Consider the following 20897-nt stretch of genomic DNA (forward strand, 5'->3'; position numbering starts at 1 on the left):
TTGCGAGCCCTGTTTTGTGGTTTAGGGGCTCGCCATGGCAGGTTGGACGTGCTAAATGCCGCCCAGGCATACATATTTGAGTTCCATGAAGTCGTCCATGCCGTAGATGGAGCCTTCACGGCCTAGCCCGGACTGCTTGACGCCGCCGAAAGGAGCGACTTCGTTGGAAATCAGGCCGGTGTTGACGCCCACCATGCCATATTCCAGCGCTTCGGCAATGCGGAATATGCGGCCGATGTCGCGGCTGTAGAAATACGCTGCCAGCCCGTATTCGGTGTTGTTGGCCAGTTCAACGACATGTGCTTCATCGGTGAATTTGACTACCGGGGCGAGCGGGCCGAAGGTTTCTTCGCGCATGCAAAGCATTTCTTCGTTGACGTTGGACAGGATGGTCGGCTCGAAAAAGCGTCCGCCCAGTGCATGGGTCTTTCCGCCGGTCACGACCTGTGCGCCTTTGCCTATGGCGTCTTTTACATGTTCCTGCACTTTGGCCACCGCGGCATCGTCGATCAGGGGGCCTTGTGTGACGGTATCGGCAAAGCCGTCGCCGACTTTCAGGCTGCTGGCCACTTTGGCGGCCAGTTTTTTCACGAATTGATCGTATACCGCTTCATGTACGTAGAAGCGATTGGTGCATACGCAGGTTTGGCCGGCATTGCGGTATTTGGAGGCTACAGCGCCATCGACCGCGGCATCCAGGTCGGCGTCGTCGAACACAATGAACGGTGCCAGGCCGCCCAGCTCAAGCGAGAGCTTCTTGATGGTGGGGGCGCTTTGCTGCATCAGGATGCGACCCACGGCCGTCGAGCCTGTAAAGGTCACTTTCTTGACGATGGGGCTGGCGCACAGCACTTTGCCAATGGCGATTGACCGGTCGCTGTCGGCGGCAATGATATTGAGCACGCCGGCTGGAATGCCCGCCCGTTCGGCCAGTTCGGCCAGTGCCAATGCCGACAGCGGTGTTTGTTCGGCGGGTTTGAGAACCACGGTGCAACCGGCGGCCAGGGCCGGCGCCACCTTGCGGGTGATCATGGCGTTGGGGAAGTTCCATGGCGTGATCGCGGCGCAAACGCCGATGGGTTCACGCATGACCAGCATGCGATTGGCATTGGGCGAACCCAGGATGTCGCCTGTAACACGCTTGGCCTGCTCGGCGAACCATTCAACGAATGAAGCGCCATAGACAATTTCACCGCGAGACTCCGAAATCGGTTTGCCCTGTTCGAGTGTCATGATCTGTGCCAGATCTTCGGCATTCGCGAGGATCAGATCGAACCAGCGGCGCAACAGCTTGGCGCGATCTTTGCCGGTGCGCGCGCGCCAGGCTTTTTGCGCCTTGTTGGCGGCATTGATGGCGCTATGGGCTTCGGCTTCGCCCAGATTGCAGACCTGGGCAATGATGGCGCCGTTGGACGGGTTGTCGACGGCAAAAGTGCTGCCGTCGCTGGATCGTACCCACTGGCCGTCAATGTACGACTGGGTGCGATAAAGGGTGGAATCGTTCAGGTGAATCGGAAGTTGTAGGGTAGTCATGGTAGTGAGTGGCAAATGGCCGTTGAAAGGAGAAGGTATCGGTAATTATTGTATGCCCGCGCAGTGGGGTGTGTTCGCGCAGGCTATTCGGGCAATGCCGGGACGCAATCGAATTGTTCCGCGTAATCGGCACGAAATGTTTCGATCAGGCTCATGACCTCGTCGATATTGTCGGAAACCGTGAGCAAGTCGGGGTCGTGCGGACTGATCAGTTTATTGCTCAGCAATTGATCCCGGATCCATTGGATCAGGCCGGCCCAATAAGGGCTTCCCATCAATATAATGGGGGCGGGCGGCAGCTTGCCGGTCTGGACCAGCGTAATGACTTCGAATAGTTCGTCGAGGGTGCCGAATCCACCCGGCAGCACGATGTAGGCGGCGCTGTGCATGAAAAAAGTGGCTTTGCGCGACGTGAAATAGTCGAAATGCAGGCTATGGGTCTGGTAAGGATTATTGGTGGTTTCGTGCGGCAGCCGTATATTCAGGCCTACGCTTTTGCCGCCAGCCTCGTAAGCCCCCTTGTTGACGGCCTCCATAATGCCAGGGCCGCCGCCGGCGATGACCGTCAGGCCGGCTTTGGCAATGCGTGTTCCAACCTCCTGGGCCAGGGCATAGTAGGGGGAGTCGGATTTGAGACGGGCACTGCCAAAAACGCTGACACCCCAGCCAATTTCTTTCAACTGGTCGGCAGCGGCCTTCATCTCTGACATAATTCGGGGTATCTGCTGATCTACGGGCGTACGGACCGTTTTACTTATTGTCATGAAAAAAACCTTGTTGCTTGTTGATGGATCCAGCTATCTGTACCGGGCATATCATGCCATGCCCGATCTGCGAAACGCCAAAGGAGAACCGACGGGCGCCCTCTATGGTGTCATATCCATGTTACGAAGACTGTTACAGGATTACAAGGCAGATTACGCTGCTTGTGTCTTTGATGCAAAAGGCGGTACGTTTCGTGACGATATTTATCCTCAGTACAAAGCGCAGCGGCCGTCCATGCCTGAAGATCTGGCCGCGCAAATACCGCCCATCCATGCGGCCGTGGCGGCGCTGGGCTGGCCGGTGCTGGCAGTGCCTGGCGTCGAAGCCGACGATATCATCGGCACCCTGGCCGAGCAAGCCACCCGGGCAGGTATGCATACGATCATTTCCACCGGCGATAAAGACCTGGCGCAACTCGTCAACGAGCATGTGGAACTGGTCAACACCATGAGCGGCGATCGGCAGGATATGGCCGGCGTAATCAAAAAATTCGGAGTGGCTCCAGGGCAGATCGTGGATTACCTCATGCTGATCGGCGATAGCGTCGATAACGTGCCCGGAGTCGAAAAGGTCGGACCCAAGACCGCCGCCAAGTGGCTGGCTGAATACAAGTCCATCGATGGCCTGGTTGCCAATGCCGAGGCCATCAAAGGAGTGGCGGGCAACAACTTGCGGGCGGCCATCCCCAATTTCGAGATGACGCGCAACTTGCTGACCCTGAAACTCGATTGCAAGATTCCAGAGGTTTCCGACGATCTGCACGAATTGGCGCCCAAGCCTATCGATCATGACGCCCTGATCAAACTCTACGATCATTACGGTTTCCGCAGTTGGTTGCGCGAATTGAGCGGCGAGCCCGATCGGGTTCCGGCCAACGACAGCCGGGTGGCGCCCGATTTGCCGCAAGCCCCCGATACTGTCCAGTACGACACGGTGCTGGATTGGCCGGCATTCGACGCGTGGCTGAGCAAGATCGAGTCGGCCAGGCTTGTTGCGATCGATACTGAAACCACCTCGCTCGATCCCATGCAGGCCCGTCTGGTGGGGATTTCCCTGTCGGTCGTGCCAGGCGAGGCCTGCTACATTCCTGTGGGTCATCGCGGTCCGGATCGAGTCACTCAGCTTCCCCGGCAGGAAGTGCTTGAGCGCTTGCGCCCCTGGCTTGAGAATCCGGGTGCGGCAAAGCTTTTGCATAATGCCAAGTACGATGCGCACGTGTTCACGAACGAGGGCGTAAAGCTTGCGGGCATACGTGAAGACACCATGTTGCAGGCCTATGTGCTCGAATCGCACCGTCGCGTGGGATTGCAGGATCTGGCCGGGCAATGGCTGGGACGCACCGGTGTTGCCTACGAAGACCTATGCGGCAAGGGCGCGAAACAGATCGGCTTCGACGAGGTCGAACTCGCCAAGGCCTCGTATTACGCCAGCGAGGATGCCGACTTTACACTGCAACTCCATAATGTCCTGCGCCCCCAGGTTGCCCGCGAACCTGGCCTCGAGGCTACATACCTGCTCGAAGTCCAAGCCTCTGCCGTGCTGACCACGATAGAACGCAATGGCGTGCGCATCGACGCTCATGCCCTGGCAATGCAAAGCCATGAAATCGGCCAGCAACTGATACAGCTTGAGCAGAAAGCCTACGAGTTGGCGCAGCAGCCTTTCAATTTGAATTCCCCCAAGCAATTGGGCGAAATTCTGTTCGAGCGTATGCGTTTGCCTGTGGTCCGCAAAACGGCGGGCGGCGCGCCGTCGACGGACGAAGATGTGCTCACGCGCCTGGCGCAGGATTACCCTTTGCCTCAGGTATTGCTCGAGTATCGGGGCCTGGCCAAGCTTAAATCCACCTATACCGACAAATTGCCCAAAATGATCAATCCCGATACGCAGCGCGTGCATACACGCTATGCGCAGGCGGCCGTCGTGACGGGGCGGCTTGCGTCGTCGGACCCCAATTTGCAGAATATCCCCGTTCGCACGCCTGAGGGCCGGCGGGTGCGTACGGCTTTCATTGCCACCGCGGGCCAGATTATCTCCGCCGATTATTCGCAAATCGAATTGCGAGTCATGGCTCATGTCTCGGGTGACGAAAACCTGCAGCGCGCTTTTGCACAGAGTGAAGACATCCACCGAGCCACGGCGTCCGAGGTGTTCGGCGTGGCGCTTGGCGAGGTGTCGTCCGAGCAGCGCCGTGCCGCCAAGGCCATCAATTTTGGCCTTATCTATGGCATGGGTGAATTCGGCCTGGCATCGAATCTGGGTATTACACGCGATGCCGCCAAAGCGTATATCGACCGGTATTTCGCGCGTTACCCGGGCGTCGCCGCTTACATGGCCCAAACGCGCCTGAAGGCCAAGGAGCAGGGCTATGTCGAAACGGTTTTCGGCCGGCGCCTGTGGTTCCCCGAGCTCCGCGGCGCCAGCGGGCCGCGGCAGGCGGCAGCCCAGCGCGCGGCTATCAACGCGCCCATGCAGGGTACCGCGGCCGACCTCATCAAGAAGGCGATGGTGGCTGTCCAAAACTGGCTCGATGCCGAGCAGCTCAAAACATTGATGGTCATGCAGGTTCACGATGAACTGGTTTTCGATGTGCCCGACCACGAAGTCGAAATTGTGGCGCAGCATTTGCCCGGCCTGATGTGCAATGTAGCGCAATTGAGTGTGCCGCTGGTGGCCGAAGTGGGTGTTGGCCCGAACTGGGAACAGGCGCACTGACGGGGTGATACCGTCTATGATATTTATTGATTTTCACCAGGAGCTGAAATGTCGTTTTCCCCAATTACCGGTGCGGCCGACACCACTTTGCATACCTCGGTCGAGGGCTTGAAGCATGGCCTGATCGATATGCCCACATTCGACGGCACGATCAAAGCCTATTTTGCCGCGCCGGCCAATCAGGCTCAACGGCCGGTGATATTGGTCATACAGGAAATCTTCGGCCTGCACGAACATATTCAGGATGTATGCCGCCGCTTTGCGCACGAGGGCTATTTTGCGATTGCGGTCGAGCTGTATCAGCGCCAGGGCGACGCCGGCGCCTATAGCGATATACCTGGCCTGGTGCGCGATATTGTCGCCAAGGTGCCCGACGAACAGGTAATGGCCGACCTCGATGCCAGCGCACAGTGGGCAGCCGCGCAAGGGGCCGATGCAAAGCGCCTGGGCGTAACAGGATTCTGCTGGGGCGGCCGGCAGGCATGGCTGTACGCTGCGCATAATCCGGTCTGCAAGGCCGCCGTGGCTTGGTATGGGCGTCTGGTTAGCGGCCACGGGCCATTGCAGGTTCGCAATCCTGTCGATATAGCCGCTGCCGTGCATGCGCCGGTGTTGGGATTGTACGGTGGCCTGGACGCCAGCATTCCGCTCGACACCGTACATCAGGTTGAAGCGGTGCTGGCCCACGGTGGCGTGGCGTCGAAGGCTTCCCGCTTTGTGGTGTATCCCGAATCGGGCCATGCCTTCTACTCCGATTATCGTCCCAGCTATCGCAAAGCCGACGCCGACGACGCCTGGCAAAAGGCGCTGGACTGGTTTCGCCGCTATCTGTGAGCCGCATGCATCGCGTGCGCCAAGCGGTGCCGCGGTGGGCGTGATTTTCAATGCGCGTTCGCCCGGTTTTATTGCCCCGAATGGAAACTCCAATGAAACTCCCTCTCTATGACGACGTTGTTGCGGCCGCCCGGCGCCTTGAAAATCACGCCCACCGCACGCCCGTCCTGACATCGAGCACGGTGAATGCCGAGTTCGGCGCCCAGCTCTTTTTCAAATGCGAAAATTTCCAGCGCATGGGCGCTTTCAAGTTTCGCGGCGCCTTCAACGCGCTGTCGCGCTTCAATGATGAACAGCGCAAGGCGGGGGTCGTGGCTTTCTCTTCAGGCAACCATGCCCAGGCTATTGCGCTGGCCGCGCGCATACTGGGTATAGCGGCCACAATTCTTATGCCTCACGATGCTCCTGCCGCAAAGGTGGCGGCCACCAAAGGCTATGGCGGCCAAGTTGTGGTCTATGACCGCTACAAGGAAGACCGCGAGGCCATAGGCAACAAGCTGGCCGAGGAAAAGGGCCTGACCCTGATCCCGCCCTACGATCATCCCGATGTGATCGCTGGGCAGGGTACGGCGGCCAAAGAACTATTCGAGGAAATCGGTGAACTGGATGGTCTGTTCGTGCCTTTGGGCGGGGGCGGCCTGCTTTCCGGTTCTGCACTATCGATGCAAGCCTTGTCGCCCCAATGCAGGCTTTATGGCGTTGAACCGGAAGCCGGCAACGATGGGCAGCAGTCCTTCCGGAGCGGGTCCATTGTGCATATCGATACACCGCGTACGATTGCCGACGGCGCCCAGACCCAGCATCTGGGAGCCTATACTTTCCCGATCATCCGCCGCGATGTGCACGATATCGTGACGGCAAGCGACGCGGACCTGATCGAGAGCATGCGATTTTTTGCGTCGCGCATGAAAATGCTGGCCGAACCCACCGGCTGCCTGGGGTTCGCCGCGGCTCGCCGCATGAAGGAACAACTAAAAGGCCAGCGCATCGGCATCGTCATCAGCGGCGGCAATGTCGACCTCGAACGTTTCAGCGAATTGCTGGCGCCCCCGGCTGCCGCGAAGGGGTAGATAGCCCCGCGCAAGATCACGGTGGCTATCTGGCTCGATCGTTCTCCTCGCCCGCATGAGTTCGCGGGAGCCGCCCGCCGGGTCTGCTTTTCAGGCGATGCAGCTTGGTGGTGCCGGGGATGGGGACGATCCAGGGTTTTTGCGCCAACAGCCATGCAAGGGCGATCTGGGCCGGCGTACCCTGCTTTTTGCTGGCGATCTCGCCGAGCAGAGTGATCAGTTCCTGGTTCGCTTTGCGAGCCTGTGCCGAGAAGCGCGGGACGGTGTTGCGAAAGACATGATCGCTGTGCGCATAGGGCCGGATATGAGAATGGCTGTCGTCGGATCGCCGGACTATTTTTCGCGTCGCCCGCTGCCCTGCCTTTCCCGGTTACCATCTTTATTACCCAAGCCGGCGCCAATCCTCGCCGGCCTTCACCCTGGTGGTGGACGCATTGCGCCACCAGCGTTGATACATTGTATTTATTGACGCATAGTGGGCCAGACGGTTTGGGCTGCCTGAACAAAAGCCATGATCAGAGGGTCGTTCTTGCGGCTTGCCAGATGGGCAATGAAAAGGGGAAGCTCAGTCTGGACGAGGGGCGAGATGGCCAGGTACCCATCGCGCTCGCCTTTTAGCGCGTGCTCCTCGCGCATCAGCATCAGACCGAGTCCGGCCTGCAGCATGGCACTGGCCAAGGTTGCGTTGTCAAAGCGCACGACCGACCTGGGCACCAGGCCCCGTGTTTCGAATAGCTGGGCCAGCATCGCCGAATAGGCCCTGCTGCTGTCCATGGGCGTTATCCACGGCATGTCGGCCAATTCTTTCCAGCCGGCCACCTCGATCTGTGCCTTCCAGGCAATGGGACCGACAATTCTGAATCGGACTTGGGTGAGTTCGTAGTGAATCAGGCTGGTGTCGATTGACGGCCCCAATAGCACGCCGACGTCGAGTTCACCGGATTTCAGGTCGTGACGTGCGCCGGTCGAAGGGCGGACATGAACGTCGATATTGATCAGAGGGTGCGTGCTATGCAGGGAGGCGACAATTTCCGCGACCCTGCTGGAGGGATCGCTGCTTGTTCCAATCGCCAGGTTGCCTTCCATCTTTCCCCGGAGCTCGCGGGCGAATGAAGTGAAAACGCTTGCTTCGTTCAGCAGAATCCTGGCCCTTTCCAACAGCACTTCGCCGGCGCGCGTCAATTTAAGACTGCGATTGGTTCGTACAAAGAGCTGCGTGTCCAGGCTTTCTTCGATGGCGCGCACATGGGCGCTGGCGGCAGATTGACTGACATGGAGGCGCTCGGCCGCACGCGTAAGGTGCTGCTCTTCCGCCACGCCGACAAACGTTCGAAGCTGAACCAAGTCGATTAGCACGGGGTAGTTTCTCCTGGCATTGGATGGGAGCTGGTTTCAGGATTCGGCCGGAATTCTGTGTTTCGCTGGACCTGGCTTCGCGATTTGCAGGGCGTTGCCCGGGTTCGGAAAACAAGGATGCGGCATCCTGAAAATACCCATGGACCCCCCTGTCAAGCCAATTCTACACTACGTCGAACTGCGATCGGAGTGTCATCTGAAGCCGATATGCTTTCGAATATTAAAAAAGCGCACTTTTGATCGTTCGTAATAATGGGATGCGGTATCTATAAAAAAAGCATGGACCTGTCTGGCACATCATTCCTAGAATGGTTCGTCACATGGTGATCAATAACTTAGCGGCCGGTGAGCCCAATAATCGAGACATGAAATCCACTAATCCCGCTTTGTTGTCAAACGCTTCCAGGCCCATCGAGGCCCGGGCGCCGGAAGACGATTTTTCCTCTGTGCTGGCCGATTTCGTATGTGGCCCGTCGCTGGATAGACTGCCGGCGCAAGTGATCGCTGCCGCAAAAGAAAATATTTTCGATACGCTGACATGTGCCGTGGCAGGTTCCAGTGCGCCCGCCGTCGGAGACTTGCGCGAGCTCGCGCTCGAATGGGGCGGTGCACCGCAGGCTTCGATATTTGTCTTTGGCGACAAGGTTCCCGCTCATCATGCGGCCTGGGTGAACGGCACTATGGCCCATGCCCGCGATTACGATGACACGCACGATGCCGCGGTACTTCATGCCGGGGTTTCGGTCGTCCCTGCGGCGCTGGCCGCTGTTCAGTTGCGCGGTGGCGCCAGCGGCGCCGAGCTGATCGCGGGAGTGGCGGCTGGGCTGGAGACCATCAGTCGATTGGGTATTGCAACCCGGGTGGGCATTATCGAAAGCGGCTTCATGTACACCCCGCTGTTTGGCCATTTCGCCGCCACGATTGCGGCCGCGCGTATCCTCAAGCTGGATCGCCCCGGTGTCGTGAACGCGCTTGGAATCGCGTATTCACAGGTTGCGGGAAACCACCAGGTGACACGCGATGCCGCACTCACCAAGCGCATGCAACCCGGATTCGCAGCCATGTCCGCCATCCTCTCGGTGCAGCTTGCGCAGCGGGGGATACGAGGTGCGCAAGCCACGTTTGAGGGCGTCGATGGTTTTTTCCGGGTTTATCTTCGAAATCAATACGATGCTGACGTGCTGCGCGATGGTATTGGTGAGCGCTTTGAGTTCACAGAGTTGAGCTACAAGCCCTATCCGTGTTGCCGTTTCAATCATAACGGCATCGAAGCTGCGCTTGATCTCAGAAAAACCATACAGGATCGCCTCCCGGAGATCCGACGGATCCGTGTCGGCTTGAACCGGCAAGCCTATCAGGCGGTTTGTACGCCAATCGAGATACGCCGTTCGCCACGGACGATTGTTCAGGCGCAATTCAGTATTCCCTACACCGTGGCTGCTGCGTTCGTCGACGGTCACGTTGGCCTGAAGCACTTCGCCGAAGGCTTGCAATCGCGCCAGGACATCATTTCCCTCGCGCAAAAGGTGGAGCCGTATGTCGACGAGGAAATCGAGAAAGCATACGGCCGCAATGTTTCCCCGGTAGCCATTGAGGTTGAACTGGAAGACGGCAGCATACTAAGCCGGCGTGTTGATGTTCCGCTGGGGCATCCGCAACGCCGGATGTCGGATGCCGACTTCGAAGCCAAAGCCATAGACTGTTTCAATATATCGGCCAGGCCCCTGCAAGAAGGCGCGCACATCGATTTGCGCCGTATGGTGAATCAGCTCGAGTCGCTTGATGATGCCAGAGTGCTATTCGGGACATTTTGCTCGTCTCCGCCGCAATAACGCGCCGGATAATGCGAAAAAACAAATCTTCCAAGGAGATGGAGACATGACTGTTTTGAAGAAACCGAATGCGCGTCGTCGCAGCCTGATCACGGCAGGCGCGGCGTCGCTATTTCTGCCTGCTTTCGCCCGCGGGAAAGGGAAGTGGCCCGAACAACCCATCAAGATTGTGGTGCCATTCGCGCCTGGCGGCAGTAACGACATTATTGCGCGTTTGCTTGCAGCCAAAATGGGCGCCCGGATGAGCAACCCCATTCTTGTCGAGAACCGGGGCGGCGCGGGCGGCACAATTGGCACGGAGTATGTGACCAAGGCGGCGCCGGACGGCTATACGCTTCTATTTGCATCGACGTCGATTACGACCAACTCGGTAAGCAAGAAACTCCGCTACGATTTGGCGAAAGACCTTGATCCAATAGGCGCTGTCGCCACCAGCCCCTTCGCGGTTGTTGTGTCGAACACGCTTCCCGTCAAGACGCTTGCGGAGTTTATCGCGCTCGCCAAATCGAAGCCGGGTAGCATCAATTACGGCTCGGCGGGTGTGGGCGGCATCAATCATTTGGGGACTGAGTTGTTCGCTCATGCGGCGGGCATAAAGCTCACGCACGTTCCCTACAAGGGAATCTCGCTTGCCTTCACAGATCTGCTTGGCGGTGAATTGCAGATGCTCCTGCCAACCGTCGCGTCATCGGTCCAGCAAATCCAGGAAGGAAGAATGCGAGGGCTGGCGGTAACAGGTGCAAAGCGCTCGCCATTGCTGCCGAATTTACCTACTGTGTCGGAGGCGGGACTGCCTGGCTTTCAGCTTGAGGCCTGGTTTGGATTGTTTGGTCCGGCAAAGATGCCCACCGCTATCGTGAAACGGCTGAATACCGAACTGAATGCCGTCCTCGAAATGGACGATGTGAAAAAACATCTCGCACTGGAAGGCGCCACGGCGACTCCCGGCACGCCCCAGGCTTTGGGGGAGCTGGTTCGATCCGAGCTCGAGCGCTGGCGGAGCCTGATCAAAGAGGCCGACATTCACCTTCAGTAAGGCTTGTTCTGTGTCGCCCTTCGATTTGGTCAGCAGGGGCATTTTTGCATTAGGAAAACATGCACGTCGTTTGCGCAAAATAACCGTGAACCGTGCAGATCGATGCGACGCAGATGAAGTGGAGCGCGTCTCGTGGCCCGGAAGGCGGCAATGACATACGATGCTTTAAGAGATAACGCCTTGCGCCTTGTAAGCAGCCAGATCCTCCGGCGAATGGCCTAGCCATTCGCCAAACACCGCGGAGTTGCTGGCTCCCAGTGGCAGACTGGGCTGGATAGGCTGTCGCTCGATGCCCTCGAAGACGAGCGGAGAGTTCGGCAGGACGACGCGTCCAAGCTCGGGATGGTCAACCCACTGCAAGCTGCCTCGTGCATGCATGTTTTCGTCCACCATGACTTCCGACAACTGGCGCACCGGCGCGCAAGGCACCTTTGCCGCCAGCATGCGCTGTGCTACTTCGTTCTTGGTAAGGGTCGTGGTCCAGCTCTCGATCAATTCGTCTACCGCCGCGAAATTCTGAACTCGCGAGGTACGGGTGAGAAAACGCGTATCCTCCTTCAGATCGGATCGGCCCATCACCTCCAGGATCGAACGGAAGTGGTGATCACCTGGTGCGTTGAGCACGACATAGCCGTCGGTGGTCTTGTAGACGTTGTAGGGAGCGACGCCCAGGCCGCCATGGCGGTTGCCGGTGCGCGCGGGGGCCTGGGCGCCGCGCGCGTGCAGCATGCCGAGGTTGGAAGCAAGCGATGCATAGGTCGCGTCCTGCATGGAAACGTCCACCGTCCGGCCCTTGCCGGTACGCTCGCGCTCGTAGAGCGCAGTCATGATCGCCGCATAGAGATGAATGCCGGCCATGAAATCGCAAAGAGCCGCACCGGACTTGACCGGTGGCTGGTCCGCGAACCCGGTTGAGTCGATGACGCCGCACATCGCCTGCATGACCAGATCCATGGCGGGGTAGTCGCGATAAGGGCCATCCTTGCCGTAACCGGAGCTCGAGCCGTAGATCAGTCGCGGGTTGACCTGGTGCAGTACTGCCGCACCGATGCCGAGACGGTCCATGACGCCGGGCGCGAAGTTCTCGACGAGAATGTCGGCGCGACCGACCATTTCCTTGAGCAGTTCGCGGCCCTTCTCGGATTTGAGATTGAGCGTGACCGGCTGCTTGTTGGAATTGAGCATCGCGAAGGGCAGCGCGGCGCCCCCCATGTCGCCCCGGCTGCGCAGGTGCTCGCCCTGGAATGGCTCGACCTTGATGACGTTCGCGCCCGCCATCGCCATGAGGAACGTGGCGTAGGGCCCGTTGTAGACGTGCGAAAGGTCAATAACGGTAATGCCCGAAAGCGGGTACTTTGGCGCAGATGTAAACATAGGGGCTCCGTTATTCATGAGTGATGAGTGGTGGCGGCGCGCGCCAGCACGCGCTGCGCGGAACGATAATGCGGCCGGTCGAGCATTTTGTCGTCCAGCACGATGGCGCCCCTTTCGGGAGATTCATTGAAGGCCGCAATCACGCGCCTGGCCCACGACACATCGTCTGGCGACGGCGTGAAGGCGGCATTGATCGGGCCGATTTGGTCAGGATGGATCGCGGCCTTGGCGGAAAACCCGTCGCGCAGCGCTTCAGCCGACTCTGCTTTGAGGCCTTCTGGATCCCGGAAGTTTGTGTAGACGGCGTCTATGGCAGGGACTTGCGCGGCCGTTGCGCCCAGAAGGGTGAGCGAGCGTGCAAGCGCATAAGGAGCGGTGTAGCGACCATCCGCACCCCGGTTCGAAACCGTCCCGACATCAGCGGCCAGATCCTCACCGCCCCACAGCATCCCGCACAGGCGCGGTCCCGCCGCGGCGTAGCTGGACATGTCGAATAGCGCTGCTGCGCTTTCGGTGACGATAGGCAGGATGCGCAGCGTACCCTGCGGCACGCCATCCCTTGCCTCGAGCGCCGACAGGTAGGCGTCCACCAGCGCAACATCGCGGGCGCTTCTGCATTTCGGTAGCATGATCCCGTAAGGCTGAACTTTTACCACGGCGGCGAGGTCGTCCAGAAGCAGCCCTGTGTCGAGTGCATTGACCCGAACGATCAGCGGCAGGCGTGCGCGGTGCTCACTGATGAACTCGGCGCACATGCCGCGCGCCTGCGCCTTGTGTGCCTCGGGCACCGCGTCCTCCAAGTCGATGATCAGCGCATCGGCGCCGCAATCCAGTCCCTTGGTGAGTTTGCGCGCGTCATGCGCGGGAACGAAGAGTAGCGAGCGCATTTTAGAAGTTGCCCATCGATAGGAAGCCATCCACTGGATCGAAGTCGCTGACCAGCCTCTTGCCGACCAGATCCTTGAGCGCTTCGGTCGCGCCACCACCCAGCGTGCCGTAGCGCACGCCACGGTAGATGCGCGAGATTGGATAGTCATCGGTAAAGCCGTAGCCTCCGTGCACTTGCAACGCCTCGCTGCTGACGCGGATCGCCATCTCGTTGACGAACATCTTGGCGACAGCGGCCTGCTGAGGATCGGGGAAGGGATTGGCTGACAGGGCCGCCTGGTACAGCAGGGCACGACCGGCTTCGATATCGCGGTACATCTCGGCGAGCTTCCACTGGATGCCTTGAAAGTCGGCAACAGGGTTGCCTCGGATCGTGCGCTCGCGCACATAGCTGATGGCCTCTTCGAAAGCGGCCTCGGCCATGCCCAGCGAAACGCTGGGGTTCAGGCAGCGTTGGGTGTTGAACGCGGAGAGCAGCTTCTTGAACCCTCCCTCTCGCAGGATCACGTTTTCCAGTGGTACCTCGACGTTGTTGAACTGGATTTCGGCCAGGTTCTCGCCGCCCATGGTGTGGTAAAGCGCGGTCACTTCGAAGCCGGGCATGTTGCGGTTTACCAGCACGCAGCCGATGCCTTCGCGGCCAGGCGTGCCATTGATACGGGTGAATACTACAAACCATTCCGCTTCCTTGGCGCGGCTGATCAGCGTCTTGACGCCGTTGACGACCGCTTTATCGCCCTTGATGACGGTGTTGGTCTTGTAGTTGGGTACGTCGGTGCCGGCGTGCGGCTCGGTCATGCAGACCGCCAGGTGGGACTCGCCCGCAGCCACCTTGGGCAGGATGTCGCGCTTTATGCTCTCCGGTGCGAAGTTGCTGATGACACGCACTTGCACACCCAGCATGCCCATCAGCGCCATGGCCGTGGCGTAGCAGTTCTTGGCAACTTCTTCGATCACCAGCGCGGTTTCGAAAACAGGCAGATCCATGCCACCGTACTCCTCGGGGATCGACATGCCCAGCACACCTATCTTGGCCAGATCGTTCAAATTTTCCCATGGATACGTGCCGTCGAGGTACTTGATCGAATCGGTGCGCCAGTTCTTGTCCCGGGCCAGATCGCGAACGGTCCCGATCAATGCGCGTTGTTCTTCGGTAAGTTGTAGTTTTTGCGTGTTCATTAAATGACTCCTGTGAATTTTGGTGAACGGCGCTCTTCGAACGCCGCGAGGCCCTCTGCATAATCTGCGGAGCCCAGAATTTCCGGCAGTGCCGCCCGTTCGAGCTGCAGGCCATCGGCCAAAGGCAACTCGACACCGCGGTAGACCAGTCGCTTGAGTTCGGCCATCGCCGGTGCTGAACGCCCGGCGAGCAGCTTGGCGAATTCGAGCGCACGGGCTTGAAGCCCGTCGGGCTGGACCACTTCGTTTACCAGACCGATCTCGAGTGCATACTCGCTGGTGACCGGTTCACCGCTGAGCATCATGTGCAGCGCGCGGCTGGTTCCGATGAGACGGGGCAGCCGTTGCGTGCCTCCGGCGCCAGGGAATGCGCCGACGCGGCTTTCTGTGAGACCGATACTGATCCCCGCGGCGGCGATCCGCAGATCACAAGCCAGGGCCATCTCCAGGCCGCCGCCCAGCGCGAGGCCATTCAGTACGGCAATGGTGACGAAGCGTGCGTTGCCGATTGCGTTGACGGCATCGTTGATACCCGCGTTGTGGGCCATGCGCGCTGCAAGATCCATGCTTTTGCGCTCCTTGAGGTCGGCACCCGCACAGAAAGCGCGGCCACTGCCTCGTATCAGCACCACCCGTGCCCGCCTTGCGGCAGCGTCGTCAATCGCCTGTTTCAGTGCGACGACAGTCTGCGCACCCAGGGCGTTCATGCGCTCCGGCCGCTCCAGGCGGATCTCGAATATGTCGTCGCCGAGAGGGTCGAGAATAATGTCTTGGCTCATAGGAATCCTTTTAATATCCTGCAAATCAGGTGGGGGAGGCGTGACTCTGGTCATGGAGCCCACGTGCCAGTGATTCGCGATGGTCCGGGTGCGCGATGGCAATCAGGCGAAGGGCTCGCTCGCGCAAGGACTGTCCGCGAAGGTGGGCCGCCCCGTATTCAGTCACGATCACATCCACGTCGCTGCGTGCCGTTGTCACAGGCCGGCCGCCCAGAGATGCGACGATGCGCGAGTGCTTTCCGTCGGGCGTAGCCGACGGAAAGGCAATGATGGAACGTCCTCCTGTCGAAGCCACGCCGGCGCGGACAAAGTCAACCTGCCCGCCGACCGCACCAAGGTAGCGGCCGCCGGCGACTTCCGAATTTACCTGGCCCGACAAATCGATCTCGATGGCCGAATTGATTGTGTGAAACTGCGAAAGGGTGGCGGTCACGGCGAGGTTGTGGGTGTACTCGGCGCTCCGCAACTCAATCAGCCCACTACGCACGGCAAAGTCGCGCAGGCGTTGCGTGCCAAACAATCCACCTGTCACGGTTCGACCGGCATCGCACCCTTTGTGCGCGTTGGTGACGACACCACGCTCCACGAGATCGACGAGCACATCGGAGACTACGCCGCTGTGCACACCCAGTTGCTGATGATCGCGGAGCGCTTCCGCCACGGCGGCCGGCAGCGTGCCCACACCGAGCTGCACCGTCGCACGATCCGGGATGAGCGCCGCCACCTGCCGCGCGACGGTCCGCTCGACCGCAGAGGGTTCAGGGTCCGGCATGTCAATGATGCGTTCGTCGCTTTCCACCAGGATATCGATGTCCGCGCCGTTTACGATGGCGTCGCCGCCCATGGCTGGAAGCGCGGGATTGAGCAGCGCGACAACCAGCCGCGCCTGTTGGATCATGGCCTGCGTGAAATCGCTGATAACGCCGAGCGTGAAACCGCCGGCCGGCAGTGGTTTGACCTGGATCAGCGCAACGTCCAGGCGCAATTGGCCAGAACGGAGCAGCGCCGGAATCGCACTGACATGGCCGGGAAAGATATCCGCCAGTGCTGTCACACGCCGGCTGGTACCTGCGCCATTCAGTGCATGAAATCCGAAGTGGTCGGCAATTTCGGGGCGAAGCGTCCCGGATTGCGTGAGCCCGAAGAGCAACACCGGCGCTTCCAGCTCTGCGCGCTGCGCCACCAGAACTTCAGTCAATGCGAGCGGTTCGCCGGGCCCTTGGGGCCAGCCGATGATGTCCTTCGGTTTCAAATGCTCAACAAACCGCAACTGGGAAAGCGTGAACTTGTGCATGGGGAGACCCACTCGACCTAGATGTATGTGCTTGCAGTGTATGAAGCAGGTGCACTCTGGGTCCATGGCGTTTTTTGGGACACGGTGTACAACTTTGCAGAACGATCCAATCAAGCATCATGAGAAACACTTCGCCACAGAGAAGTCTCGGGATCGTTTGCAAGACAAACCGGCAGGTTGGGCGGACAGGCAGGATTGTCGCGCCGCTGGTGCACGAGGTGTTGATCACCGCCAAGGAAGTGTTTGAGGAAATGCGGGCTGAAGAGGGTTAGGCGCTGCGAAGGTGAAGGGCATGCCGAGCCCGCTCGGGTTCGAGTTGACAGCTTGAATCGCCGGTCATCTTATTTTTATGTGGACACTGTATATTGCCTCTGTTATCGTATTGTGTACGGTGTACACAATCAGTAACACACCCTTCGTCCAGGCAAGCTCTTTCAAGGCCATGCCTTTCACTTCATTTCTGAATAGGTGACATCATGCAAGTGCAACCCTATCTGTTTTTCGAAGGTCGCTGCGAAGAAGCGATCGAGTTCTATCGCAAGACGCTCGGTGCCGAGACGGACATGCTCATGCGTTACAAAGATGGCCCGGAGCCCACACCCGACTGCCAGATGCCGCCGGGCAGCGAGAACAAGGTCATGCATGCCAGTTTGCGCATTGGCGAATCGACGGTGATGGCCTCCGATGGCCGCTGCAGTGGCAAATCCAATTTTCAAGGTTTTTCCCTATCGTTCAAGGCGCCCGACGATGCCTCGGCCGCGCGGACGTTTGCCGCACTGGGCGAGGGTGGCCAAGTGCAGATGCCGCTGGCCAAGACCTTCTTTGCTTCGAGCTTCGGCATGGTTGCGGATCGGTTCGGCGTATCGTGGATGGTTATCGTTGAGCCCTGAGGTCCGGCTTGTTGTTATTTCTTTATGTCAGTCGAAATACTTTGGCTGAAAGGGGGAGTTATGGTCGATGCGATTGACGGCCGCAAGCGCTGGCTGGCGCTGGTGGTTCTTTGTCTCGGGGTCTTGATGATCGTCCTCGACACAACGATTGTGAACGTTGCCCTGCCGTCAATCGGGGCCGACCTGGGTTTTTCAGAAACCTCGCTGGTCTGGGTTGTGAACGCGTACATGCTCACCTTCGGCGGCTTTTTGCTGCTCGGCGGTCGCCTGGGTGATCTTTTTGGCCAGCGCAGGTTGTTCCTGATCGGAATCATTGGCTTTACGCTGGCCTCGCTGGCGTGTGGCCTGGCAAGCTCGCAGGTCTTGCTGATCGGCGCGAGGGCGGTACAGGGGTTTGGCGGCGCCGTGGTTTCGGCCGTTTCGCTTTCGCTCATCATGAACTTGTTTGTCGAGCCGGCCGATCGGGCCAAGGCCATGGGTGTGTATGGATTCGTATGCGCCGGGGGAGGCAGCATTGGCGTTCTTGTGGGCGGCCTTTTGACAGGGGCTTTCAGCTGGCACTGGATTTTCCTTGTCAATCTTCCGATTGGTATTGCGGTGTACATGCTTTGCCGCCTGTTGCTGCCGGATGACCGCGGGCAGGCGAACTCCAGGCGTCTGGATATGGCAGGGGCTGCAACGATAACGGGCTCACTGATGCTTGCCGTTTATGCTGTTGTAAATGGCAACGAGGCGGGGTGGACCTCGGTATCGACGCTTGGCCTGTTCGCTTTGGCGGCCTTGCTCTTCGCGGTATTCATCGGTATTGAGGTCCGGGTGAGCGCTCCATTGGTTCCGCTCGGATTATTCCGGTCGCGCAACGTCACGACAGCCAATATTGTCGGCATTCTGTGGGCCGCCGCAATGTTCGCCTGGCTTTTCATCTCGGCGCTTTACCTGCAGCGCGTGCTTGCTTATAGTCCGCTGCAGGTCGGTCTGGGCTTTCTGCCCGCCAATCTGATCATGGCGGCGTTTTCGGTGGGTCTTTCGGCCACCATTGTCATGCGCTTCGGTATCAGGGTTCCACTGGCTGCGGGGCTGTTGCTGGCGGCAATGGGATTGATGCTGTTTGCACGGGCGCCGGTAGACGGCAATTTTGTTGTCGATGTATTGCCGGGAATGATTCTGCTGGGCCTCGGCGCGGGCATGGCCTTCAATCCGGTATTGCTTGCCGCGATGAGCGGCGTGGCGCCTGGTGAATCCGGCCTGGCTTCGGGCGTTGTCAATACTTCGTTCATGATGGGCGGAGCGTTGGGCCTGGCAATCCTCGCCAGCCTGGCTTCGGCGCGCACAAACGCGCTGCATGCTTCCGGAGTGGATGCGCTCGCGGCACTCAACAGCGGTTACCACAGGGCCTTTGCAGTCGGGGCGGCGTTTGCTGCTATGGCAGCCCTGCTGGGCGGCTTGTTTCTGCGCACAGGGCTGCATGGATCGGTGCATCACGAAGAGGAGGCCGATGGCAGAACCGATTCCGATGCGGGAACGCAGGGCGTTTCAGGACACGCCACCGAATCGGCGGCTACCCGGATTTAAAGATAAGAACCCGCGCCGGCAATACAGACAACCAACAAGCCCAGACCCAGATTCACTGCAATCAGGATACGGATCTGATTGAGTTTGCGGCCTCCCTGCGGCCAGTCGCTTTGAGCGACGGCCTGTTTGAGCCGGCGGAATGGCCCATAGTAGATATGCATGAATATCAGCATCATGACAATGCCAAGCGTCATCATCAAGTGCACATGCATGCCGGCCTTGGCCATTCCTCCGTATGCGCCGAAAATCATCCAGAGCCCGGTGATCAGCAAAACCAGTACTGTCAGCCAGACCCAGGGGAAAAATCGGCTGAATACCTGCGTCCAGAGCTGCAGCCGGACAGGCGGCTCAAGGAGGCTGCCGGCAACGGGGCGCAATGCCATGTAGGCGAAAAACATGCCTCCGACCCAAATGATGGCGGCCAGAAGATGCAAGGTAATAGCTAAAGGCATGGGGAAGCTCCGTGAGTGGTCGATTTCATGATATATTTTTTCATGCGATGTGGTTTGTCGCAACGTTCTCAGGGCGGGGTGGAAATCCCCACCGGCGGTAATTGCCTATAGCATAGCCCGCGAGCGCTTGCCGCCTCCAGCGGCAAGGACAGCAGACCTGGTGAGATTCCGGGGCCGACGGTTAAAGTCCGGATGAAAGAGAACGGGATTCCTGTTGTGTGGCATTTCCCCGGACATGTGCCTTCGTGGTCCCGTGCGCCCTATTTATTTTTGTATAAATAGGAGCTTCAAAGAATGTATTCCCATCGAGTCAACCTCACTCCAGGTGCTGCCCGAATTGCATTTGTTCAATCGTGCTGGCATAGGGAGATCGTCGATCAGTGCCGCCTTGGCTTTATCGACGAATTAAACAAGCTCGCCGCGGCAGAGTACGACATTGATTTTTTCGAAGTCGCCGGAGCTTTCGAGATCCCGCTGCAAGCCAAGCGCCTTGCGCAAAATGGCCGGTACAGGGCGGTGGTTGCGGCCGGGCTGGTTGTCGACGGAGGAATCTACAGGCACGAGTTCGTCGCCCAGGCAGTCGTTTCTGGTTTGATGCAAGTACAGCTGGAATTGTCGGTTCCCGTCATATCCGCGGTTTTGACGCCGCAGCATTTCAATGGACAGGGTGAGCATATCGGGTTTTTCCGCGAGCATTTTCTTGTGAAGGGCGCGGAAGCCGCACGGGCATGCGTTGAAACGGTGGAAAGGTTGCGGCAGCTCGATCGCACGAGCGTGCCGGCGTCCTGCGGGACGCTACCTTCTGAGTACACCACGCAATAGCGTCAGTATGGCCAGGATGATGAAAATATAGAACAGGATCTGGGCGATGGAGGCAGCCCCTGCGGCGATGCCGCCAAACCCCAGAACGGCCGCGATAATGGCGATAACGAAAAATACAACAGCGTAGTAGAGCATAGTGTTTCTCCCGTTCAGCTTAGCGATTGCGGTCAAAAAAATCCTTGACTTCGCGTTGCGCCTCGTCGCGAGTCCTGCCGTACTTTTCTTGTATCAGGCCCGCCAGGCGCTCGGCGTTGCCATTGATCTTGGCCAGATCGTCATCCGTGAGCTCGCCCCATGCCGTTTTTGCCTTGCCTGAAAGCTGCTTCCATTGACCTTCGAGGGTATCTTTGTTCATGGTATCAACTCCTGTTTCCGATGACGAGGCTGAAAGCGGAATCGCTTTTTTCGCCTGTCATTGATTGAGTTGTGCCGCGTCAAGGCACGTGACTACCCTAACGTCCGGCAAAGATATAGGTCAAGCTCAGATGCCAGCGAATGTAACAATA

At 59.0% G+C, this 20897-nt stretch carries 19 protein-coding genes, 3 pseudogenes and 1 riboswitch; of the genes and pseudogenes, 10 read left to right on the forward strand and 12 right to left on the reverse strand.

Features of this window, described 5'->3' with window-relative positions; all coding sequences use genetic code 11:
• Positions 1–51 precede the first annotated feature (51 nt).
• On the reverse strand, positions 52–1533 hold the full coding sequence (locus ACYVIS_RS02930) for an NAD-dependent succinate-semialdehyde dehydrogenase (RefSeq protein ID WP_232744278.1): 1482 nt from the start codon (positions 1531–1533) through the stop codon (positions 52–54).
• 83 nt (positions 1534–1616) lie between these two features.
• Positions 1617–2297, reverse strand: coding sequence for an LOG family protein (locus ACYVIS_RS02935; RefSeq protein WP_460873228.1), 681 nt, complete (start codon positions 2295–2297; stop codon positions 1617–1619).
• On the opposite strand from ACYVIS_RS02935, the gene polA reads away from it, so the two are divergent.
• The 3 genes from polA to ACYVIS_RS02950 all read left to right on the forward strand — a co-directional run bounded on the left by polA (position 2296) and on the right by ACYVIS_RS02950 (position 6917).
• A complete protein-coding gene (gene polA / locus ACYVIS_RS02940; RefSeq protein WP_460873229.1) occupies positions 2296–5013 on the forward strand; it encodes a DNA polymerase I in 2718 nt (905 codons plus the stop codon). The genes ACYVIS_RS02935 and polA overlap by 2 nt on opposite strands.
• A gap of 48 nt (positions 5014–5061) precedes the next feature.
• Entirely contained in the window at positions 5062–5847 is a 786-nt protein-coding gene (locus ACYVIS_RS02945) for a dienelactone hydrolase family protein (RefSeq protein WP_232744275.1), read from the forward strand.
• Between the two features lie 80 nt (positions 5848–5927).
• The gene (locus tag ACYVIS_RS02950; RefSeq protein ID WP_232744274.1) at positions 5928–6917 is read left to right on the forward strand and encodes a threo-3-hydroxy-L-aspartate ammonia-lyase; all 990 of its coding nucleotides are present in this window, start codon (positions 5928–5930) and stop codon (positions 6915–6917) included.
• A gap of 76 nt (positions 6918–6993) precedes the next feature.
• On the opposite strand, the pseudogene ACYVIS_RS02955 reads toward ACYVIS_RS02950, so the two are convergent.
• A pseudogene (locus ACYVIS_RS02955) lies at positions 6994–7191 on the reverse strand (aldo/keto reductase); the annotation flags it as partial.
• On the opposite strand from ACYVIS_RS02955, the pseudogene ACYVIS_RS02960 reads away from it, so the two are divergent.
• Positions 7177–7275: pseudogene (locus ACYVIS_RS02960) on the forward strand (LysR family transcriptional regulator); the annotation flags it as partial. The pseudogenes ACYVIS_RS02955 and ACYVIS_RS02960 overlap by 15 nt on opposite strands.
• Positions 7271–7369: pseudogene (locus ACYVIS_RS02965) on the forward strand (LysR family transcriptional regulator); the annotation flags it as partial. The pseudogenes ACYVIS_RS02960 and ACYVIS_RS02965, both read left to right, overlap by 5 nt.
• Positions 7370–7379: 10 nt before the next feature.
• Here ACYVIS_RS02965 and ACYVIS_RS02970 read toward each other — a convergent pair.
• Positions 7380–8273, reverse strand: coding sequence for a LysR family transcriptional regulator (locus ACYVIS_RS02970; RefSeq protein WP_460873231.1), 894 nt, complete (start codon positions 8271–8273; stop codon positions 7380–7382).
• 365 nt (positions 8274–8638) lie between these two features.
• Here ACYVIS_RS02970 and ACYVIS_RS02975 point away from each other — a divergent pair, with 365 nt between their 5' ends.
• Together ACYVIS_RS02975 and ACYVIS_RS02980 are read left to right on the forward strand one after the other, a co-directional pair.
• Entirely contained in the window at positions 8639–10105 is a 1467-nt protein-coding gene (locus ACYVIS_RS02975; RefSeq protein WP_460873232.1) for an MmgE/PrpD family protein, read from the forward strand.
• Positions 10106–10151: 46 nt separating this feature from the next.
• Complete coding sequence (locus tag ACYVIS_RS02980) at positions 10152–11141, forward strand: Bug family tripartite tricarboxylate transporter substrate binding protein (RefSeq protein WP_460873233.1); 990 nt, start codon at positions 10152–10154, stop codon at positions 11139–11141.
• Between the two features lie 165 nt (positions 11142–11306).
• On the opposite strand, the gene ACYVIS_RS02985 is transcribed toward ACYVIS_RS02980, so the two are convergent.
• The 5 genes from ACYVIS_RS02985 to ACYVIS_RS03005 are packed head-to-tail and all read right to left on the reverse strand — an operon-like array spanning position 11307 to position 16655.
• Positions 11307–12515, reverse strand: a complete 1209-nt coding sequence (locus tag ACYVIS_RS02985; protein WP_460873234.1) for a CaiB/BaiF CoA transferase family protein — start codon at positions 12513–12515, stop codon at positions 11307–11309.
• 14 nt (positions 12516–12529) lie between these two features.
• Positions 12530–13402 carry an HpcH/HpaI aldolase/citrate lyase family protein gene (locus tag ACYVIS_RS02990; RefSeq protein WP_460873235.1) on the reverse strand — a complete coding sequence of 291 codons (873 nt, stop codon included), beginning with the start codon at positions 13400–13402 and terminating at the stop codon, positions 12530–12532.
• Between the two features lies 1 nt (position 13403).
• Entirely contained in the window at positions 13404–14582 is a 1179-nt protein-coding gene (locus ACYVIS_RS02995; protein ID WP_460873236.1) for an acyl-CoA dehydrogenase family protein, read from the reverse strand.
• Positions 14582–15361, reverse strand: a complete 780-nt coding sequence (locus ACYVIS_RS03000; protein WP_460873238.1) for an enoyl-CoA hydratase/isomerase family protein — start codon at positions 15359–15361, stop codon at positions 14582–14584. Before ACYVIS_RS03000 ends, ACYVIS_RS02995 begins: the two co-directional genes overlap by 1 nt.
• A gap of 25 nt (positions 15362–15386) precedes the next feature.
• Positions 15387–16655 (reverse strand): acetyl-CoA hydrolase/transferase family protein, encoded by a 1269-nt coding sequence (locus ACYVIS_RS03005; protein WP_460873239.1) that lies wholly within the window; start codon positions 16653–16655, stop codon positions 15387–15389.
• A gap of 476 nt (positions 16656–17131) precedes the next feature.
• On the opposite strand from ACYVIS_RS03005, the gene ACYVIS_RS03010 reads away from it, so the two are divergent.
• On the forward strand, positions 17132–17545 hold the full coding sequence (locus ACYVIS_RS03010; protein ID WP_460873240.1) for a VOC family protein: 414 nt from the start codon (positions 17132–17134) through the stop codon (positions 17543–17545).
• A 60-nt stretch (positions 17546–17605) separates the two neighbouring features.
• On the forward strand, positions 17606–19117 hold the full coding sequence (locus tag ACYVIS_RS03015) for a DHA2 family efflux MFS transporter permease subunit (RefSeq protein ID WP_460873241.1): 1512 nt from the start codon (positions 17606–17608) through the stop codon (positions 19115–19117).
• Here the strand turns inward: ACYVIS_RS03015 and ACYVIS_RS03020 are convergent.
• The gene (locus ACYVIS_RS03020; protein WP_232744270.1) at positions 19114–19569 is read right to left on the reverse strand and encodes a CopD family protein; all 456 of its coding nucleotides are present in this window, start codon (positions 19567–19569) and stop codon (positions 19114–19116) included. The two genes, ACYVIS_RS03015 and ACYVIS_RS03020, sit on opposite strands and share 4 nt — an antisense overlap.
• Positions 19570–19629: 60 nt before the next feature.
• Positions 19630–19777: riboswitch (FMN riboswitch) on the forward strand.
• A gap of 86 nt (positions 19778–19863) precedes the next feature.
• Between ACYVIS_RS03020 and ACYVIS_RS03025 the strand changes: the two genes are divergently transcribed.
• The gene (locus ACYVIS_RS03025; protein ID WP_232744269.1) at positions 19864–20391 is read left to right on the forward strand and encodes a 6,7-dimethyl-8-ribityllumazine synthase; all 528 of its coding nucleotides are present in this window, start codon (positions 19864–19866) and stop codon (positions 20389–20391) included.
• On the opposite strand, the gene ACYVIS_RS03030 is transcribed toward ACYVIS_RS03025, so the two are convergent.
• Both ACYVIS_RS03030 and ACYVIS_RS03035 read right to left on the reverse strand, forming a co-directional pair.
• On the reverse strand, positions 20365–20526 hold the full coding sequence (locus tag ACYVIS_RS03030) for a DUF1328 domain-containing protein (RefSeq protein WP_232744268.1): 162 nt from the start codon (positions 20524–20526) through the stop codon (positions 20365–20367). The genes ACYVIS_RS03025 and ACYVIS_RS03030 overlap by 27 nt on opposite strands.
• Positions 20527–20545: 19 nt before the next feature.
• Positions 20546–20746 carry a CsbD family protein gene (locus tag ACYVIS_RS03035; protein ID WP_232744267.1) on the reverse strand — a complete coding sequence of 67 codons (201 nt, stop codon included), beginning with the start codon at positions 20744–20746 and terminating at the stop codon, positions 20546–20548.
• Positions 20747–20897: the final 151 nt, after the last annotated feature.

This window comes from Paralcaligenes ginsengisoli, from assembly GCF_054781135.1.